This window comes from Aquabacterium lacunae (assembly GCF_004310865.1).
GTDB lineage: Bacteria > Pseudomonadota > Gammaproteobacteria > Burkholderiales > Burkholderiaceae_C > Aquabacterium > Aquabacterium lacunae.
In genome coordinates this window covers 448447-465334 of the sequence record NZ_SIXI01000002.1, presented here as the reverse complement: position 1 = coordinate 465334, position 16888 = coordinate 448447, and the positions used below count along the sequence as shown (strand labels likewise).

General features: G+C 66.7%; 14 protein-coding genes. 10 read left to right on the top strand and 4 right to left on the bottom strand.

Annotated features, from left to right (window positions below):
- Nucleotides 1–8: 8 nt before the first annotated feature.
- On the top strand, nt 9–1472 hold the full coding sequence (gene rlmD, locus EYS42_RS05810) for a 23S rRNA (uracil(1939)-C(5))-methyltransferase RlmD (protein ID WP_130966900.1): 1464 nt from the start codon (nt 9–11) through the stop codon (nt 1470–1472).
- A gap of 112 nt (nt 1473–1584) precedes the next feature.
- Here the strand turns inward: rlmD and EYS42_RS05805 are convergent, their stop codons facing one another.
- The 3 genes from EYS42_RS05805 to EYS42_RS05795 form a co-directional block, all read right to left on the bottom strand.
- On the bottom strand, nt 1585–3363 hold the full coding sequence (locus EYS42_RS05805; protein ID WP_130966899.1) for a PhoH family protein: 1779 nt from the start codon (nt 3361–3363) through the stop codon (nt 1585–1587).
- Between the two features lie 268 nt (nt 3364–3631).
- Entirely contained in the window at nt 3632–4111 is a 480-nt protein-coding gene (locus EYS42_RS05800; RefSeq protein WP_130966898.1) for a peroxiredoxin, read from the bottom strand.
- Nucleotides 4112–4255: 144 nt separating this feature from the next.
- A complete protein-coding gene (locus tag EYS42_RS05795; protein WP_130966897.1) occupies nt 4256–4630 on the bottom strand; it encodes an Mth938-like domain-containing protein in 375 nt (124 codons plus the stop codon).
- Nucleotides 4631–4751: 121 nt separating this feature from the next.
- Between EYS42_RS05795 and EYS42_RS05790 the strand changes: the two genes are divergently transcribed.
- From EYS42_RS05790 to EYS42_RS05775, 4 genes are all read left to right on the top strand, one after another.
- Nucleotides 4752–5975 (top strand): pyridoxal phosphate-dependent aminotransferase, encoded by a 1224-nt coding sequence (locus EYS42_RS05790; RefSeq protein WP_130966896.1) that lies wholly within the window; start codon nt 4752–4754, stop codon nt 5973–5975.
- Nucleotides 5976–6075: 100 nt separating this feature from the next.
- Entirely contained in the window at nt 6076–7407 is a 1332-nt protein-coding gene (locus EYS42_RS05785) for a homoserine dehydrogenase (RefSeq protein ID WP_130966895.1), read from the top strand.
- A complete protein-coding gene (thrC, locus tag EYS42_RS05780; protein WP_130966894.1) occupies nt 7404–8825 on the top strand; it encodes a threonine synthase in 1422 nt (473 codons plus the stop codon). Before EYS42_RS05785 ends, thrC begins: the two co-directional genes overlap by 4 nt.
- A 97-nt stretch (nt 8826–8922) precedes the next feature.
- On the top strand, nt 8923–10176 hold the full coding sequence (locus EYS42_RS05775; protein WP_130966893.1) for an NAD(P)H-dependent flavin oxidoreductase: 1254 nt from the start codon (nt 8923–8925) through the stop codon (nt 10174–10176).
- On the opposite strand, the gene EYS42_RS05770 is transcribed toward EYS42_RS05775, so the two are convergent.
- Complete coding sequence (locus EYS42_RS05770; RefSeq protein ID WP_130966892.1) at nt 10158–10673, bottom strand: hemerythrin domain-containing protein; 516 nt, start codon at nt 10671–10673, stop codon at nt 10158–10160. The genes EYS42_RS05775 and EYS42_RS05770 overlap by 19 nt on opposite strands.
- A 148-nt stretch (nt 10674–10821) precedes the next feature.
- Between EYS42_RS05770 and EYS42_RS05765 the strand changes: the two genes are divergently transcribed.
- The 5 genes from EYS42_RS05765 to clpB all read left to right on the top strand — a co-directional run bounded on the left by EYS42_RS05765 (nt 10822) and on the right by clpB (nt 16879).
- Nucleotides 10822–12105 carry a molybdopterin molybdotransferase MoeA gene (locus tag EYS42_RS05765; protein WP_130966891.1) on the top strand — a complete coding sequence of 428 codons (1284 nt, stop codon included), beginning with the start codon at nt 10822–10824 and terminating at the stop codon, nt 12103–12105.
- A 2-nt stretch (nt 12106–12107) separates the two neighbouring features.
- Nucleotides 12108–12365: a molybdopterin converting factor subunit 1 gene (gene moaD / locus EYS42_RS05760; protein WP_130966890.1), complete on the top strand. Its 258-nt coding sequence runs from the start codon at nt 12108–12110 to the stop codon at nt 12363–12365.
- Between the two features lie 2 nt (nt 12366–12367).
- Entirely contained in the window at nt 12368–12856 is a 489-nt protein-coding gene (locus EYS42_RS05755; RefSeq protein WP_207301114.1) for a molybdenum cofactor biosynthesis protein MoaE, read from the top strand.
- Nucleotides 12857–12977: 121 nt separating this feature from the next.
- Nucleotides 12978–14207 (top strand): GGDEF domain-containing protein, encoded by a 1230-nt coding sequence (locus tag EYS42_RS05750; RefSeq protein ID WP_130966889.1) that lies wholly within the window; start codon nt 12978–12980, stop codon nt 14205–14207.
- A 65-nt stretch (nt 14208–14272) separates the two neighbouring features.
- The gene (clpB, locus tag EYS42_RS05745; RefSeq protein WP_130966888.1) at nt 14273–16879 is read left to right on the top strand and encodes an ATP-dependent chaperone ClpB; all 2607 of its coding nucleotides are present in this window, start codon (nt 14273–14275) and stop codon (nt 16877–16879) included.
- Nucleotides 16880–16888 lie beyond the last annotated feature (9 nt).

The window sequence follows — 16888 nt, the reverse complement described above, 5'->3', positions numbered from 1 at the left end:
ATCGGGGGATGAGCGAACATCTGCAGGCGCCCGAAGATGCGCCCCTGACCCCCGACATCCCCACCGCACTGCCGGCCGAGTGGCTGGTGCCTGACCAGGCCGACCAGCCCCCGCACCTGCAGTGGCTGAAAGTGCGTTCCCTTGACCTGGAAGCCCAGGGCGTGGCCAACCGCCCCGACGGCAAGGTTGTGTTCATCGAAGGCGCCCTGCCGGGCGAAGAGGTCCGTGTGAACGTGGGCCGCCGCAAGAACAACTGGGAGCAGGGCGAGATGCGCGAGATGCGCCGCGAAAGCGCGCAGCGTGTCACCCCCAAGTGCGAGTTCTTTGGCCTGTGTGGCGGCTGCAAGATGCAGCACTTTCACCCGGCCGCCCAGGTGGCCGTGAAGCAGCGCGTGCTGGAGGACAACCTCTGGCACCTGGGCAAGGTGCGGCCCGAGCGCCTGCTGCGCCCCATCGAAGGCCCGACCTGGGGCTACCGCTACCGCGCCCGCCTGTCGGTGCGCTATGTGGCCAAGAAGAACACCGTGCTGGTGGGCTTTCACGAGCGCAAATCGCGCTATGTGGCCGACATGAGCACCTGCGAGATCCTGCCGCCTCACGTCAGCCGCCTGCTGATGCCGCTGCGCGAACTGATCGGCGCCATGGACGGCCGTGACCGCCTGCCCCAGATCGAACTGGCCGTGGGCACCCGCGTGACCGTGCTGGTGCTCCGCCATCTCGAGCCCCTCACGGCCGCTGACCAGCAGCGCCTGAAGGCCTTTGCCACCGAGCACAGCGCCTGGAACGATGGCCAGCACCTGATCTCGTGGTGGCTGCAGCCCAAGGGCCCCGACACCGTGCACCCGCTGGACGACAGCCTGCCCGGCCTGGACTACACACTGCCCGAGTTCGGCATCACCATGCCGTTCAAGCCGACCGATTTCACTCAGGTGAACCACCACATCAACCAGGTGCTGGTGGGGCGGGCCATCCGCCTGCTGGACGTGCAGGCCGACGAGCGTGTGATCGACTGGTTCTGCGGCCTGGGCAACTTCACCCTGCCGCTGGCCACGCTGTCGAAAGACGTGCTGGGCATCGAAGGCAGCGAGCAGCTGGTGGCCCGTTCGCGCGAGAATGCCGCCGCCAATGGCGTGGCCGACCGCACCCGTTTCGTGGCCCGCAACCTGTTCGAGATGACCCCGCAGGAACTGGCCAGCTACGGCCGTGCCGACAAGTGGCTGGTCGACCCGCCGCGTGAAGGTGCCTTTGCCCTGGCCAAGGCCATGGCCGACCTGCACCAGGACCCGACCCTGGTGCCCGATTGGGTGCCCCCCCAGCGCATCGTGTATGTCAGCTGCAACCCGGCCACGCTGGCACGTGACGCCGGCCTGCTGGTGCACCAGGCGGGTTACCGCTGTGTGGCCGCTGGCGCGGTGAACATGTTCCCTCACACGGCCCACGTGGAAAGCATGGCCGTGTTCGAGCGGGCCTGACCTGGCGGGCTGTGGCCGCTGAGCGGCCACCCCATGACAAAGGGCGCCCGAGGGCGCCCTTTGTGCGTCTGGCCTGTCCCTGCCGCGGGGGCAGGGGGCAGGCCACCCAGGCTCAAAGCACTTCCGAGGCGAAGTCGGCCAGGCGCGAGCGTTCGCCGCGTGCCAGCGTGACGTGCCCGCTGTGGGGCCAGCCCTTGAACTTGTCGACGGCGTAGGTCAGGCCCGAGCTGCCTTCGGTCAGGTAGGGCGTGTCGATCTGGGCCAGGTTGCCCAGGCAGACGATCTTCGTGCCGGGGCCTGCGCGGGTGATCAGGGTCTTCATCTGCTTGGGCGTCAGGTTCTGCGCCTCGTCGATGATCACGAACTTGTTCAGGAAGGTGCGACCGCGCATGAAGTTCATGCTCTTGATCTTGATCTTGCTGCGCACCAGTTCGTTGGTGGCCGCGCGGCCCCATTCTCCGGCGCTGCTGTCGCTGCGGGCCAGCACTTCCAGGTTGTCGTCGAGCGCGCCCATCCACGGCGACATCTTTTCTTCTTCCGTGCCCGGCAGGAAGCCGATGTCTTCGCCCACCGGCACCGTCACGCGGGTGACGATGATCTCGGTGTAGCGGCGGTCGTCCAGCACCTGGGCCAGTGCGGCGGCCAGCGTCATCAGGGTCTTGCCGGTGCCGGCCGAGCCGGTCAGCGAGACAAAGTCGCAGTCCGGGTCCATCAGCAGGTTCAGGGCGAAGTTCTGCTCGCGGTTGCGGGCCTGCACGCCCCACACGCTGTTCTTGGCGTGGGTGAAATCCTTCAGCGTGCGCAGCGTGGCTGTTTTGCCCGTGATCTCGATGACCTTGGCGTACATCGGCGTGACACCAGGTGCTTCCAGGTAGGCGAACTGGTTCACCATCATCACGGGCACCATGGGGCCGCTCAGGCGGTAGTAGGTGATGCCGCCTTGCTGCCAGCTCTCCATGCCCTTGCCATGACGGTCCCAGAAGTCGGCTGGCAGGGGCAGCACGCCGGTGTACAGCAGGTCGCCATCTTCCAGGGTCTTGTCGTTGAAGTAGTCTTCAGCCGGCAGGCCCATGGCGCGTGCCTTGATGCGCATGTTGATGTCTTTCGACACCAGCACCACCTCGCGATCGGTGTGCTTGTCGCGCAGGGCCTGCACCACGCCCAGGATCTGGTTGTCGGCCTTGCCCTGGGGCAGGCCGATGGGCAGCTCCACCGCCATGCCGGTGGTCTGGAAATACAGCTTGCCGTGGGCGGCACTGTGGCCGGTCTTGTTCAGGGCGATGCCGGCGGCCGGGTCCTGCCCGCCGCGGTTGCTCATGTCGGCGGCCAGGGCATCGAGGTCACGGCTGACCTGGCGGGCGTTGCGCGCCACTTCGGTCATGCCCTTCTTGTGCCCGTCCAGCTCTTCCAGCGTGATCATGGGCAGGTAGACGTCGTGCTCTTCGAAGCGGAACAGCGACATCGGGTCGTGCAGCAGCACGTTGGTGTCCAGCACGAACAGCTTGGCCGGGCCGGTGTCTTTCTTTCGGCGGCTGGTGCTGCCCTTGGCAGGCTTGACTGCAGCCGTGGCTTTGGTCGGCGCTTCGGTGGCCGATGGGGCTTCGGCCTGGCGCTCAGCCACGACGGGCAGGGCCTTGGGTGCTGGGGCAGCCGGTTTCAGGCTGGGCGCAGGCTGGTGGCGCGGGCTGGCGGTGGCCGGGGCGCTTTGCAGGTCGGCAGCTGGGGTGCGAGACACCACTTCCAGCACCGGAGGCAGGCTCACGCGGGGGGCGGCCGGTGGCACCTTGGGGGCCTTGCCTTTGGTGGTTTTCGTGACAGCAGGCGGTTGCGAGGTGAAATCGACCTCGGAGAGCATGTCAGCGCGCTTGGAAGGAGCTTTGGGCAAGGGCATGGGGCACTTCCGTTTCAGGAGTTTCGGTATGGAGCGGGCATGAAAAAAGCCGCACGCTTTCGCGGTGCGGCTTGTTGCCGGTCATCAGGTGGCAGGGCGCGACCATCGGGAAGCGCAGACTGCCGGGAGAGATGAATCGGTGACATGCAAGATGCATGAAACCCATTATGCACAGACTGTGCCCGGCGGCTGTGCGGGTGGCCCCGCTTGTCAGCTGCCTGCCACAGGCGCACACTCGGCTGCTGTGGCGGGCAGGGGGTTCAGAGCCTCAGGCGGCCACCTTCTGCAGGTTCTGCACGGCAGCGAGCACTTCGTCCACGTGGCCTGCCACCTTGATGCCGCGCCATTCGGCACGCAGCACGCCGGTGGGGTCGATCAGGAAGGTCGAACGCTCGATGCCCTTGACCTTCTTGCCGTACATGATCTTGTTCTTGACCACGCCAAACATGTGGCAGAGCTTTTCTTCGGTGTCGGCGATGAGCTCGAAGGGCAGGTCAAGGTTCTGTTTGAACTTGTCGTGCGACGCCAGGTTGTCACGCGAGACGCCGAAGATGATGGCGCCGGCTTGCGTGAACTCCGCGTGCTTGTCGCGGAACTGCATGGCTTCGGTGGTGCAGCCGGGGGTGTGGTCTTTCGGGTAGAAGTACAGAATGACCGTCTGGCCTTGGAAGGCCTGAGGCGTGAACTTCACGCCGCCGGTGGCAGCGGCTTCGAATTCCGGCAGAGATTTATTGAGGGCTGGCGTCATGTTCGGGTACTCGGCCTGCAGGCGACCTGCGTGAAAACCTGACGATTATAAAGGCTTGGCCGAGGGCCCCCCGGAGCGGGGGATTCACACATTGGGGGGTGGTGTGGGTGCCTTGCGTCGAGGTGCGCTTTCACGGCTGCTGTGTCAGGCGTGAATGATCAAGGCCGCCAGCACGCGGCGCCCCTCCGACACCAGGATGTTGTAGGTGCGGCAGGCCGCCTGGGTGTCCATGGTGTCCACCCCGATGCCGGCCTGGATCAGGCTGCGCATCAGCCCTGGGTGCACGAATTTCTGCTGCGGGCCCGAGCCGAACACCACCAGTTCAGGTTTGTAGGCCACGATGCGTTCGAAATGCTCGGCCGTCAGGTCGGCCACTGTCGCGGCGCCCCAGGGCGCCAGCGGCGCGTCAGAAGGCACCAGCACGCTGGTGGTGTGCTTCGTGCCATTGATCGACACCGACTCGCGGGTGATGGAGTGGATGACGTTGGCGGCTTCGGGGCGGTCGGCGTGCAGCTTCATGGCGTCTGGGGCGAGGGGACTTCCGGCGGGCGCTCAACCCTGGGGGCACCTCAGAGGTGCACCAGGGGCGGCCTGTGGTTAAATTCTATCTTTACCCCCCGTTTTCCACCCGGAGAGTGCTTTGAAGCCGATCGCCAAGTCCAGCAAACTCGCCAGCGTCTGTTATGACATCCGTGGGCCTGTGCTGGAAAAGGCGCGCCAGATGGAAGAAGACGGGCACAAGATCATCAAGCTGAACATCGGCAACCTGGCCGTGTTCGGCATCGAGCCGCCCGACGAGATCGTGCAGGACATGATCCGCAATCTGTCTGGGGCGGCGGGTTACACCGACAGCAAGGGCCTGTTCGCGCCGCGCAAGGCCGTGGTGCACTATTGCCAGGAGCAAGGGGTCAAGGGCGTCACGGTCGATGACGTCTACCTGGGCAATGGCGCCTCCGAGCTGATCGTGATGTCGCTGAACGCGCTGCTCAACGAGGGCGACGAGGTGCTGCTGCCAGCGCCCGACTACCCCCTGTACACGGCTGCGGTGTCGCTGTCGGGCGGTCGCCCGGTGCACTACATCTGCGACGAGCAGCAGGAGTGGTACCCCGACATCGCCGACATCCGCGCCAAGATCACGCCGCGCACCAAGGCCATCGTGGTCATCAACCCGAACAACCCGACCGGCGCGCTGTACCCCGAAAGCCTGCTGCGAGAGATCATCCAGGTGGCCCGCGAGCACCAGCTGATCATCCTGGCCGACGAGATCTACGACAAGACCCTGTACGACGGCAACAAGCACGTGTCGATGGCCTCGCTGGCCGACGACGTGCTGTTCCTGACCTTCAACGGCCTGAGCAAGAACTACCGCTCCTGCGGCTACCGCGCCGGCTGGATGGTGGTCTCGGGCGAGAAGCGCCACGCCAAGGATTACATCGAGGGCCTGAACATGCTGGCCTCGATGCGCCTGTGCGCTAACACGCCGGGTCAGCTGGCCATTCAGACGGCGCTGGGCGGCTACCAGAGCATCAAGGACCTGGTGGCACCCACCGGCCGCCTGTGCAAGCAGCGCGACCTGGCCTACGAGCTGCTGAACCAGATCCCGGGTGTGAGCGTGGTCAAGCCCAAGGGCGCGCTGTACATGTTCCCCAAGCTCGACCCCAAGATGTACCCCATCGCCGACGACCAGCAGTTCGCCTACGAGTTGCTGGCCGAAGAGAAGGTGCTGATCGTGCAGGGCACCGGCTTCAACTGGACCCACCCGGATCACTTCCGTCTGGTGTTCCTGCCCAACACCGACGACCTGGCCGATGCCATCGGCCGCATCGCACGCTTCCTCGACGGCTACCGCAAGCGTCACGCATGAACCGCTCGGGCCCCGGCCCGAGGCGAGAGTTTGACCCCTGAAGACTGAACCCTGGCGCACGGGCGACCCCTGTCGCGCCCCGAGATCGAAAAGACACACCATGAGCCTCAACGCACTCAAACCCGTCAAGGTCGGCCTGCTGGGCATCGGCACCGTGGGCGGCGGCACCTTCACCGTGCTGCAGCGCAACCAGGAAGAAATTCGCCGCCGTGCCGGCCGTGGCATCGAGATCGCCATGGTCGCTGACCTGAACACCGAGCGCGCCAAGGAGGTGGTGGGCAACGCCGCCCAGGTGGTGGCCGATGCCCGCGCCGTGATCGCCAACCCCGAGATCGACGTGGTGGTCGAGCTGATCGGCGGCTACGGCATTGCCAAGGCCCTGGTGCTCGAAGCCATTGCCGCTGGCAAGCACGTGGTCACCGCCAACAAGGCCCTGCTGGCCGTCCATGGCACCGAGATCTTCGCTGCCGCCCGCGAAAAGGGCGTGATCGTCGCGTTCGAGGCTGCGGTGGCCGGCGGCATCCCCATCATCAAGGCCCTGCGCGAAGGCCTGACCGCCAACCGCGTGCAGTGGGTGGCCGGCATCATCAACGGCACCACCAATTTCATCTTGTCCGAAATGCGTGACAAGGGCCTGGACTTCGACGTGGTGCTGAAAGAGGCCCAACGCCTGGGTTACGCCGAAGCCGACCCCACCTTCGACATCGAAGGCGTGGACGCCGCGCACAAGGCCACCCTGCTGAGCGCCATTGCCTTCGGCATCCCGGTGCAGTTCGACAAGGCCCATGTGGAAGGCATCACCCAGCTGTCGGCCACCGACATCAAGTACGCCGAGCAACTGGGCTACCGCATCAAGCTGCTGGGTATTGCCCGCCGCCGTGACAACGGCATCGAGCTGCGCACCCACCCCACGCTGGTGCCCATGAGCCGCCTGATCGCCAATGTGGAAGGCGCCATGAACGCCGTGCTGGTGCAGGGCGATGCCGTGGGCACCACCCTGTACTACGGCAAGGGTGCGGGCTCCGAGCCGACAGCCTCGGCCGTGGTGGCCGACCTGGTGGACATCGCCCGCCTGATCGACGCGGCCCCCGAGGCGCGCGTGCCCTATCTGGCCTTCCAGCCTGATTCGATGTCGGCCCTGCCGGTGCTGCCGCTGGAGCAGGTGCAGACCTCGTTCTACCTGCGCCTGCGCGTGGCCGACAAGGCGGGTGTGCTGGCCAACATCACCGGCCTCCTGGCCGAGCAGGGCATCAGCATCGACGCCGTGATCCAGCGCGAAGCCGACCAGGTCAGCGAAGGTGGCCAGACCGACCTGATCATCCTGACCCACGAGACCACCGAAGGTGGCATGAACAAGGCGATCGCCGCCATGCAGGCGCTGCCCACCGTGCTGGCCCCGATCGTCAAGCTGCGCAAGGAAGAGCTGGCATGAAGTACATCAGCACCCGTGGCGACCAGACCCAGCGCGGTTTCGCCGAGATCCTGCTGGAAGGCCTGGCCCCCGATGGCGGCCTGTACCTGCCCACCCACTACCCGAAGGTGGACGACGCCACGCTGACCAAGTGGCGTGGCCTGAGCTATGCCGAGCTGGCCTTCGAGATCCTGTCGCTGTACATCGACGACATCCCGGCCGCCGACCTGAAGGCCCTGACCGCCAAGACCTACACCAAGGCTGTGTACGGTTTTGACGAGATCACGCCCCTGAAGCACCTGGAGCCGGGCCTGTGCCTGCAAGCCTTGTCCAACGGCCCCACGCTGGCCTTCAAGGACATGGCCATGCAGCTGCTGGGCAACCTGTTCGAGTACGAGCTGGGCCGCCGTGGTGAATCGCTCAACATCCTGGGCGCCACCTCGGGCGACACCGGCAGCGCGGCCGAATACGCCATGCGTGGCAAGAAGGGTGTGCGCGTTTTCATGCTGAGCCCGAACGGCCGCATGAGCCCCTTCCAGCAGGCCCAGATGTTTAGCCTGCAAGACCCGAACATCCACAACATCGCCGTGGAAGGCGTGTTCGACGACTGCCAGGACATCGTCAAGGCCGTCTCGAATGACCTGGCCTTCAAGCGCCAGTACAAGATCGGCACGGTCAACTCGATCAACTGGGCCCGCCTGCTGGCCCAGGTGGTGTACTACTTCGCCGGTTACTTCTACGCCACCAAGGCCAACACCGAGAAGGTGTCGTTCACGGTGCCGTCGGGCAACTTCGGCAACGTGTGCGCCGGCCACGTGGCCCGCATGATGGGCCTGCCCGTTGACCAGCTGGTGGTGGCCACCAACGAGAACAACGTGCTCGACGAGTTCTTCCGCACCGGCACCTACCGTGTGCGCGGCACGGCCGAAACCTACGAAACCTCGTCGCCCTCGATGGACATCTCCAAGGCTTCGAACTTCGAGCGTTTCGTGTTCGACCTGCTGGGCCGTGATGGCGCCGCCTGCAAGGCCCTGTTCAAGGACGCGGTCGAAAAGCAGGGCGGCTTCACGCTGCCGGCCGAGACCTTCGCCAAAGTGCCGGGTTACGGCTTTGCCTCGGGCACCAGCAACCACGCCAACCGCCTGGACACCATCCGCGCCACCTTCGAAGCCGACGGCACGCTGATCGACACCCACACGGCCGACGGCCTGAAGGTGGCCCGCGAGCACATGAAGCCGGGCACCACCATGATCGTGCTGGAGACGGCCCTTCCGGCCAAGTTCGAAGAGACCATCGTGGAAGCCACGGGCCAGCGCCCGGCACGCCCGCACTGGATCTCGGGCCTGGATGGTTTGGAGCAGCTGCCCAAGCGCTTTGTGGTGTGCCCGAAAGACACCCAGTGGGTGAAGGACTACGTGGTCCAGCACTGCCAGGATTGAGTCTGCACTGGGTTTGACCCAGGGCAAGGGCCTCAAAGGGGTGCCGCGCTTAGGCTGCGGGCACCCCTTTTTTCTTGCGGCCTAGCCGCCCGTGGCCATGACCTGCACGCCCGAAGCCCTGATCCCCGCTGACCTGCTGGCCCTGTTGCAGCGCAGCCCTTTGCGGGCCTTGACACTGGGGGGGCGAACCGTGCTGCCCATCGTGCAAGGCGGCATGGGCGTGGGCGTGTCGGGCCATTGCCTGGCGGGCACCGTGGCTGCGCTGGGCGGCGTGGGCACTTTGTCCTCGGTTGACCTGCGTCGCCACCACCCCGACCTCATGGCGCGCACCACCGGCCTGCCGCCCGATGAGCGGGCCAAGGCCGCCATCGACGCGGCCAACCTGGAGGCCATCGACCGGGACATCCAGAAGGCGCGGGCGCTGAGCGGTGGTCGGGGGCTGCTGACCATCAACATCATGCGGGCCGTCAGTGCCTACGCCGCATCGGTGAAGCAGGCCCTGGCTTCCGGCATTGACGCCATCGTGGTGGGGGCCGGTTTGCCGCTGGACCTGCCCGATCTGGCCAGCGACCACCCGAACACCTTGCTGATCCCCATCCTGTCGGACGCCCGGGGCATCCAGCTGATCGTCAGGAAATGGGAGCGCAAGAAGCGCCTGCCCGACGCCATCGTGATCGAGCACCCCCGGCTGGCCGGTGGGCACCTGGGCGCAGCCAAAGTGGCCGACCTGAACGACCCACGCTTTGATTTCGAGCGCGTGATCCCTGAGGCCCTGGCATTCTTCCGCTCAGCCGGGCTGGAGAAAGAAATCCCCTTGATCGCAGCCGGTGGCATCCGCAGCCTGGCCGACATCCAGCGGGTGCAGGCCCTGGGGGCGGCCGGGGTGCAGCTGGGTACCCCGTTTGCCGTCACCACCGAAGGCGACGCCCACCCGGAGTTCAAGCGCGTGCTGGCCGAGGCCCGCGATGACGACATGGCCGAGTTCGTGAGCGTGGCGGGTTTGCCGGCGCGGGCCGTGCGCACGCCCTGGTTGAACAACTACCTTCGCAGCGTGGACAAGCTGCAAGCCGTGGCGCATGCCAAATCACGCTGCACCAAAGCCTTTGACTGCCTGGCCCAGTGTGGCCTGCGCGATGGTCTGGCCGACTGGGGGCAGTTCTGCATTCACCACCAGCTGGCGGCGGCCTTGCGGGGTGACGTGAAGAAGGGCCTGTTCTTCCGCGGTGCGGGTGCCTTGCCCTTTGGCGATCAGGTGCGCAGCGTGCGCGAACTGATGGAGCGGCTGCTCGTTGGCCCATCGGCCGAGCCCGCCGCTGCAACGCGCCACGCTCCTCAGGCCGCGGCCTGCTGAACCCGGCGCCGGTTCACCATGTTGCGCGCCAGCTGGGCGCGCAGCCTGGCAGGCAGCTCGCTGGCGTGCGGGTACAGCTGGTTGTTTTCCAGGGCCACGTGCTGTTCACAGCGTTCGGCGAACCACTGCACATCGCCTGGCATGGGCACGGGCTGGCGCGCCACGATGGCCTGCAGCCAGGGCCTGACCCGGTCGCGCCACGCCGCTTCCAGCTGTCTGTGCTCTGTCGCCAGAAAGTCCAGGGTCAGATCAACCTGAGGGAGGCCCAGCACTCGGAGGGCTGGGAACAGGTCTTCTTCCTCGTCCTGGTGGTGCAGGGGCGCAGCCAGGTCGAAGTATCGAATGACCGACTGTGCCGCCTCGGCCGCCTGATGGTCGGCGCCATGTCGGCCGACATGGGCACCCAGGCGCCTGTGCAGGCTGGTGAAGCGCAGCACCTTGTCATGGCAGGCCAGCAGCAGTTCCAGGGGGTCGTCTTCCGGGATCAGGTCGTCCATGCAAGCGTCTCCTGTGTCTCATTGTCGGCGCAAGTGCCTGCCCCACCCGGCGGTCAGGTCAAACACTTCACGGCGGCCCAGCCCATGCAAGCACCGGGCCCGCTCCAGGCGTTATGCTGCACCGCTTGTGTGAAGCTGGAGTTTCAAAGTGTCTGCGCCGCGTTCGCCCCTCATCGCCCTGACCCAGGCCTGGCAGGACCTGGAACACACGGTCAACCACTTGTTGGCACAGGGCGCCGGGCCTGCGGTGGACGCCGTGGACAGCCTGCAGGCGCTGGGCCGTGTGCTGGCCACGGACCTGGTTTCCAAGGTGGCCGTGCCCCCGCTGGACAACAGCGCCATGGACGGCTACGCCGTGCACGAGGCCGACCTGCCGGCCTTGCAGCAGCCCGGCACCGCGCTGCCTGTGGCCCAGCGCATCGCCGCAGGCCAGGTGGGGGCCGCACTGGCCCCGGGGCAATGCGCCCGGATCTTCACGGGTGCGCCAGTGCCCGCCGGTGCGGGTGCCGTGGTCATGCAGGAGCACACCGAACGCCTGGAAACTGCCGCCGGCGCCTCGGTGCGTGTCACCCAGCCGGTGCAGCCCGGCCAGAACATCCGCCGTGCCGGCGAAGACATCACCGCGGGGCAGACCGTGCTTCAGCGTGGCACCCGCCTGACGCCTGCCGCGCTGGGTGTCGCCGCCTCGGTGGGCGCCGCCCAGTTGCCGGTGTTCGCACGGCCGCGCGTGACGGTGCTGACCACCGGCGACGAGCTGGTCATGCCCGGGCAGCCCCTGCCGCCGGGCGCCATCTACAACAGCAACCGCCACACCCTGATGGGCCTGGTGCAGGCTGCGGGCGGCGTGCCGCAAGACCGTGGCGTGGTGCCTGACCAGCTGGAGGCCACCCGCCAGGCCCTGCGCGAGGCCGCCGCCCACAGCGACCTGATCATCACCAGCGGGGGCGTGTCGGTGGGCGAAGAAGACCACTTGCGTGCCGCGGTGCAGGCCGAGGGCGAGTTGCAGTTCTGGGCCTTGGCCATCAAGCCGGGCAAGCCCTTTGTGTTCGGCCATGTCCGACGCCCTGACGGCAGCCGTTGCCTCTACATGGGCCTGCCGGGCAACCCGGTGGCCAGTTTCGTGACCTTCCTGGTGCTGGTGCGCCCGGTGCTGGGGCTTCTGGCCGGAGAAGGCTGGGCCTTGCCACGGCCCTTGATGCTGCCGGCGGCTTTCAACTGGCCCCGGCCCGACAAGCGCCGCGAGTTCTTGCGCGCACGCTTGAATGCCCAGGGGCAGGTCGAGATTCACCCCCACCAGGGCTCGGGCGTGCTGATGTCGGCCGCCTGGGCCGAAGGCCTGGTCGACCTGGCACCCGAGCAGGTCGTGCAGGCCGGGGACACGGTGGCCTGGTGGCCTTACAGCGAGTGCCTGCAACCCCGCACGGGAGCCTGACCATGCGCGTGACCGTTCGATACTTTGCCCGTGTGCGCGAGCACCTGGGGCCTGAAGAAGCCTGCGAATGGGCGGGTGATGCGCCCCGCACCGTGGGTGAGTTGTGGGCCTGGCTGCAGGCGCGCTCGCCGGCCCATGCCGAGGCCCTGGCCGAGGGACAGGGCTTGCGCACCGCCCTGGACCAGACCCTGTGCGACGCTGACGAGCCCCTGCACGATGGCGCCGAGGTGGCCTTTTTCCCGCCCGTGACCGGGGGCTGAGCATGGCTTTGCTGCACCGACATGTGGCCGTGCAGACGGCCGATTTCGACCTCAGCCACGAGGCCGGGTTGCTGGCCCAGGCTTGCGACCAGGTGGGCGCGGTGGTCAGCTTCACGGGCCATGTGCGGGCCTGGGGCGAGGGCAGTGTGGCGCTGGAACTTGAACACTACCCCGGCATGACCGAGCGCAGCATCGGGGCCATGATGGATGCCGTGGCCGAGCGCTTCGGCCTGATCGGTGTGCGCGTGGTGCACCGTGTGGGCCTGCTGCCGGTGGGCCAGCAGATCGTGCTGGTGGCCGTGGCTGCGCGGCACCGCCATGCCGCCTTCCAGGGCTGCGAATGCCTGATGGACTGGCTCAAGACCCAGGCCCCGTTCTGGAAGAAAGAGGTCACCACGCAGGGTGGGCAGTGGGTGGACGCCCGCGTTCAGGACGACGACGCCCTGGCCCGCTGGGGGGTGGCCGGTGTGCAGGCCAATTCGGCGGGCTGAGCGCGCTTGCCTGGGCAACCCTGGGCGAGTTCCTTGACCGCCAGCCCTCTGAAGTGTCAAGTTCGTCACGGAATGGCCGAAAAATGGCCGAAGACCTTCGCAACCCATTCAAGGAGCCCCAGTGGTCGATGTGTTGACCTGCTACGCCGTCACGGGCTTCAGCGCGCTGCTGGGCCTGGGGCTGATGTGGCTGATCCGCACCGACCAGCCCCGGGTGCAGTACGCGCTGAACCTCTTCCGTGCGGGCTTCATCGCTTTGTCGGGCATGGGCTTTGTGGTGCTTGTGCCCCCTTTGCACGCGCCCATCTTGATCAAAGCGGCCATCGGTCTGGCGGGCGTGGGCATCACGCTGCTGGGCTGGGCTTTCCGTCAACTCAACGGACGCCGTACGCCGCCCTGGGTGGGCACGGCCGCCATGGGCTCCGTGGGGCTGGCCCTGGGCGCTGCGGCCTTGTTGCCACCGTTGCCTTACGTGCAGGTGGTGGCGGGTGTGTTCGCCGTGCTGTCGGTGGCGCTGACGCTGGACCAGGCCTTGCTGATCCGTGCGGGGCGCCACTGGGTCACGCAGGATCTGGCCCTGCTGGCCGTGGCCGGCTTGCTGGCCCTGCTGTGGCTGGTGGTGTTGCAGCACGCCCTCACGGTGCCTGGTCCGTTGCCGCCCGACTGGCTGCATGCGCCCGACTGGCTGCGCCCGGTGGCCGGCCTGTCGTTTGCCGTGTTGCCGCTGGGCGTGGCCGCCCTGGTGTTTGCCTCCATCAATGACCGGCTGCAACAGCAGCTGCGTGCCCGCTCACTGTCGGACGACCTGACCGGCGCCCTGTCGCGCCGTGGCCTGCGTGAACTGGGCGAGCGCATGCTGGCCCTGCAACGTGGCCAGACCCGCACCGTGGCCGTGCTGATGCTCGACATCGACCACTTCCGAGCCCTGAACGATCGCTACGGCCAGCAGATTGGCGACCAGGTGCTGCGCCACCTCACCCAGGTGGTGCGCGAAAGCCTGCGCGAAGACGCCTTGCTGGCCCGCTACGGTGGTGAAGAGTTCACCGTGCTGCTGCCGGTGCGCATGCTGCGCGAGGCCGAGGCGGTGGCCGAGCGGCTGCGCAAGGTGATCGAACGCAGCCCTTGCGAATCGAAGTTCGGCCCGGTGCGCGCCACCGTCAGCATCGGCCTGAGCCTGCACGAGCCCGACACCACCCTGGAAGACGACCTGGCGCTGGCTGACGAAGCGCTGTCCACCGCCAAGGCATCCGGACGCAACCGGGTGCAGGTGGCCGAGCGCACCTCGCGCCTGGACAGCCGCCAGGCCTCGCGGATTGACGAAGCGCAAACCACGTTGCCACCAGGGGCTTGAAATGCACGGGGCCATGCCCCATGTTCATGAGCAATCGCCCCGCCTGTGGGGCCCAAGGAGTGCTCATGCGACTCGACAAACTCACCACCAAGTTCCAGGAAGCCCTGACGGAAGCCCAGAGCCTGGCCGTCACGCGCGACAACCCCTACATCGAACCGGCCCACATCCTGCTGGCCATGATCCGCCAGGAAGACGGCCCCAAGGCCCTGCTGGAGCGCGCCGGCGTGAAGGTGGCCCCGCTGGCCAGCACGCTGGAAACCCAGATTGACCGCCTGCCGCAGGTGCAGGGCGCCGACCAGGTGCAGGCCGGTCGCGACACCATCAGCCTGCTGCAGGGCGCCGAAAAAGAAGCCCACAAGGCCGGTGACCCGTTCATTGCCAGCGAAATGTTCCTGCTGGCCCTGTGTGACCACAAAGGCGATGCCTCCGTGGTGGCCCGTGACCATGGCCTGACCCGAAAGGCCCTGGAGGCCGCCATCAAGGCCGTGCGCGGTGATCAGAAGATGGACAGCCCCGAGGCCGAAGGCCAGCGCGAGGCCCTCAAGAAGTACACCCTGGACCTGACCGAGCGCGCCCGCGCCGGCAAGCTCGACCCCGTCATTGGTCGCGACGAAGAGATCCGCCGCGCCATCCAGGTGCTGCAGCGCCGCAGCAAGAACAACCCCGTGCTGATCGGGGAGCCGGGTGTGGGCAAGACCGCCATCGTCGAAGGCCTGGCCCAGCGCATCGTGGCCGGCGAGGTGCCCGATTCGCTGCGCAACAAGCGCGTGCTGGTGCTGGACATGGCCGCGCTACTGGCCGGTGCCAAGTACCGGGGTGATTTCGAAGAGCGCCTGAAGAACGTGCTCAAGGAAGTGGCCAAGGACGAAGGCCAGACCATCGTCTTCATCGACGAGATCCACACCATGGTGGGCGCTGGCAAGGCCGATGGCGCCATGGACGCCGGCAACATGCTCAAGCCCGCACTGGCCCGTGGCGAGCTGCACTGCATCGGCGCCACCACGCTCGACGAGTACCGCAAGTACATCGAGAAAGACGCCGCCCTGGAGCGCCGTTTCCAGAAGATCCTGGTCGACGAGCCCACGGTAGAGGCCACCATCGCCATCTTGCGCGGCTTGCAGGAAAAGTACGAAGTGCACCATGGCGTCGAGATCACCGACCCGGCCATCGTGGCCGCGGCCGAGCTGTCCAATCGCTACATCACCGACCGCTTCCTGCCCGACAAGGCCATCGACCTGATCGACGAGGCCGCAGCGCGCATCAAGATCGAGATCGACTCCAAGCCCGAGGCACTCGACCGCCTCGACCGTCGCCTCATCCAGCTCAAGATCGAGCGCGAGGCCGTGCGCAAGGAAACCGACGAAGCCTCGATCAAGCGCATGGGCCTGATCGAAGAAGAGATCGTCAAGCTGGACAAGGAATACGCCGACCTCGAAGAGATCTGGAAGGCCGAAAAGGCCCAGGCCCAGGGCTCGGCCCACGTCAAGGAAGAGATCGACAAGATCAAGTTCCAGATCGAAGAGCTCAAGCGCAAGGGTGATTTCAACAAGGTGGCCGAGCTGCAATACGGCAAGCTGCCCGAGCTGGAAAAGCGCCTGAAGGAAGCGCAGGACAAGGAAAGCGCCAAGGGTGCCGCAGGCAAAGCGGGCGACGGCCGCCCGCAGTTGCTGCGCACCATGGTGGGCGCCGAAGAAATCGCCGAGGTGGTGGCGCGTGCCACCGGCATCCCGGTGAGCAAGCTGATGCAGGGCGAGCGCGACAAGCTGCTCAGCATGGAAGACAAGCTGCACGAACGCGTGGTGGGCCAGGAAGAGGCCATCGTGGCCGTGAGCGATGCCATTCGCCGTTCACGCGCTGGCCTGTCTGACCCGAACCGCCCCTATGGCTCCTTCCTGTTCCTGGGCCCGACCGGCGTGGGCAAGACCGAGCTGTGCAAGGCCCTGGCCGGCTTTCTGTTCGACAGCGAAGACCACCTGATCCGCATCGACATGAGCGAGTTCATGGAAAAGCATTCGGTGAGCCGCCTGATTGGCGCGCCCCCGGGCTATGTGGGCTACGAAGAAGGCGGCACCCTGACCGAAGCCGTGCGCCGCAAGCCCTACAGCGTGGTGCTGCTCGACGAGGTGGAAAAGGCCCACCCCGATGTGTTCAACGTGCTGCTGCAGGTGCTGGACGATGGCCGCCTGACCGATGGCCAGGGCCGCACCGTCGACTTCAAGAACACCGTCATCGTGATGACCTCCAACCTGGGCTCGCAGCACATCATGCAGATGGCTGGCGAGCCGCAGGAAGACATCCGCGAAGCGGTGTGGGGTGAGGTCAAGCAGCATTTCCGCCCGGAGTTCCTCAACCGCATCGACGAAGTCGTGGTCTTCCATGCGCTCGACCAGGCGCACATCGAGTCCATCGCCCGCATCCAGCTCAAGGGCCTCGAGGGCCGTCTGCAGCAGCTGGAGATGAAGCTCGACGTCAGCCCGGAGGCGCTGGCCGAGATCGCCAAGGTGGGGTTCGACCCCGTGTTTGGCGCACGGCCGCTCAAGCGCGCCATCCAGCAGCGCATCGAGAACCCCGTGGCCAAGCTGATCCTGCAGGGCAAGTTCGGCCCGAAGGACGTGATCCCGGTGACGGTGAGCAAGACGGGCGACTTCGAGTTCACCCGCGTGGTGCACTGAGCCGCACCG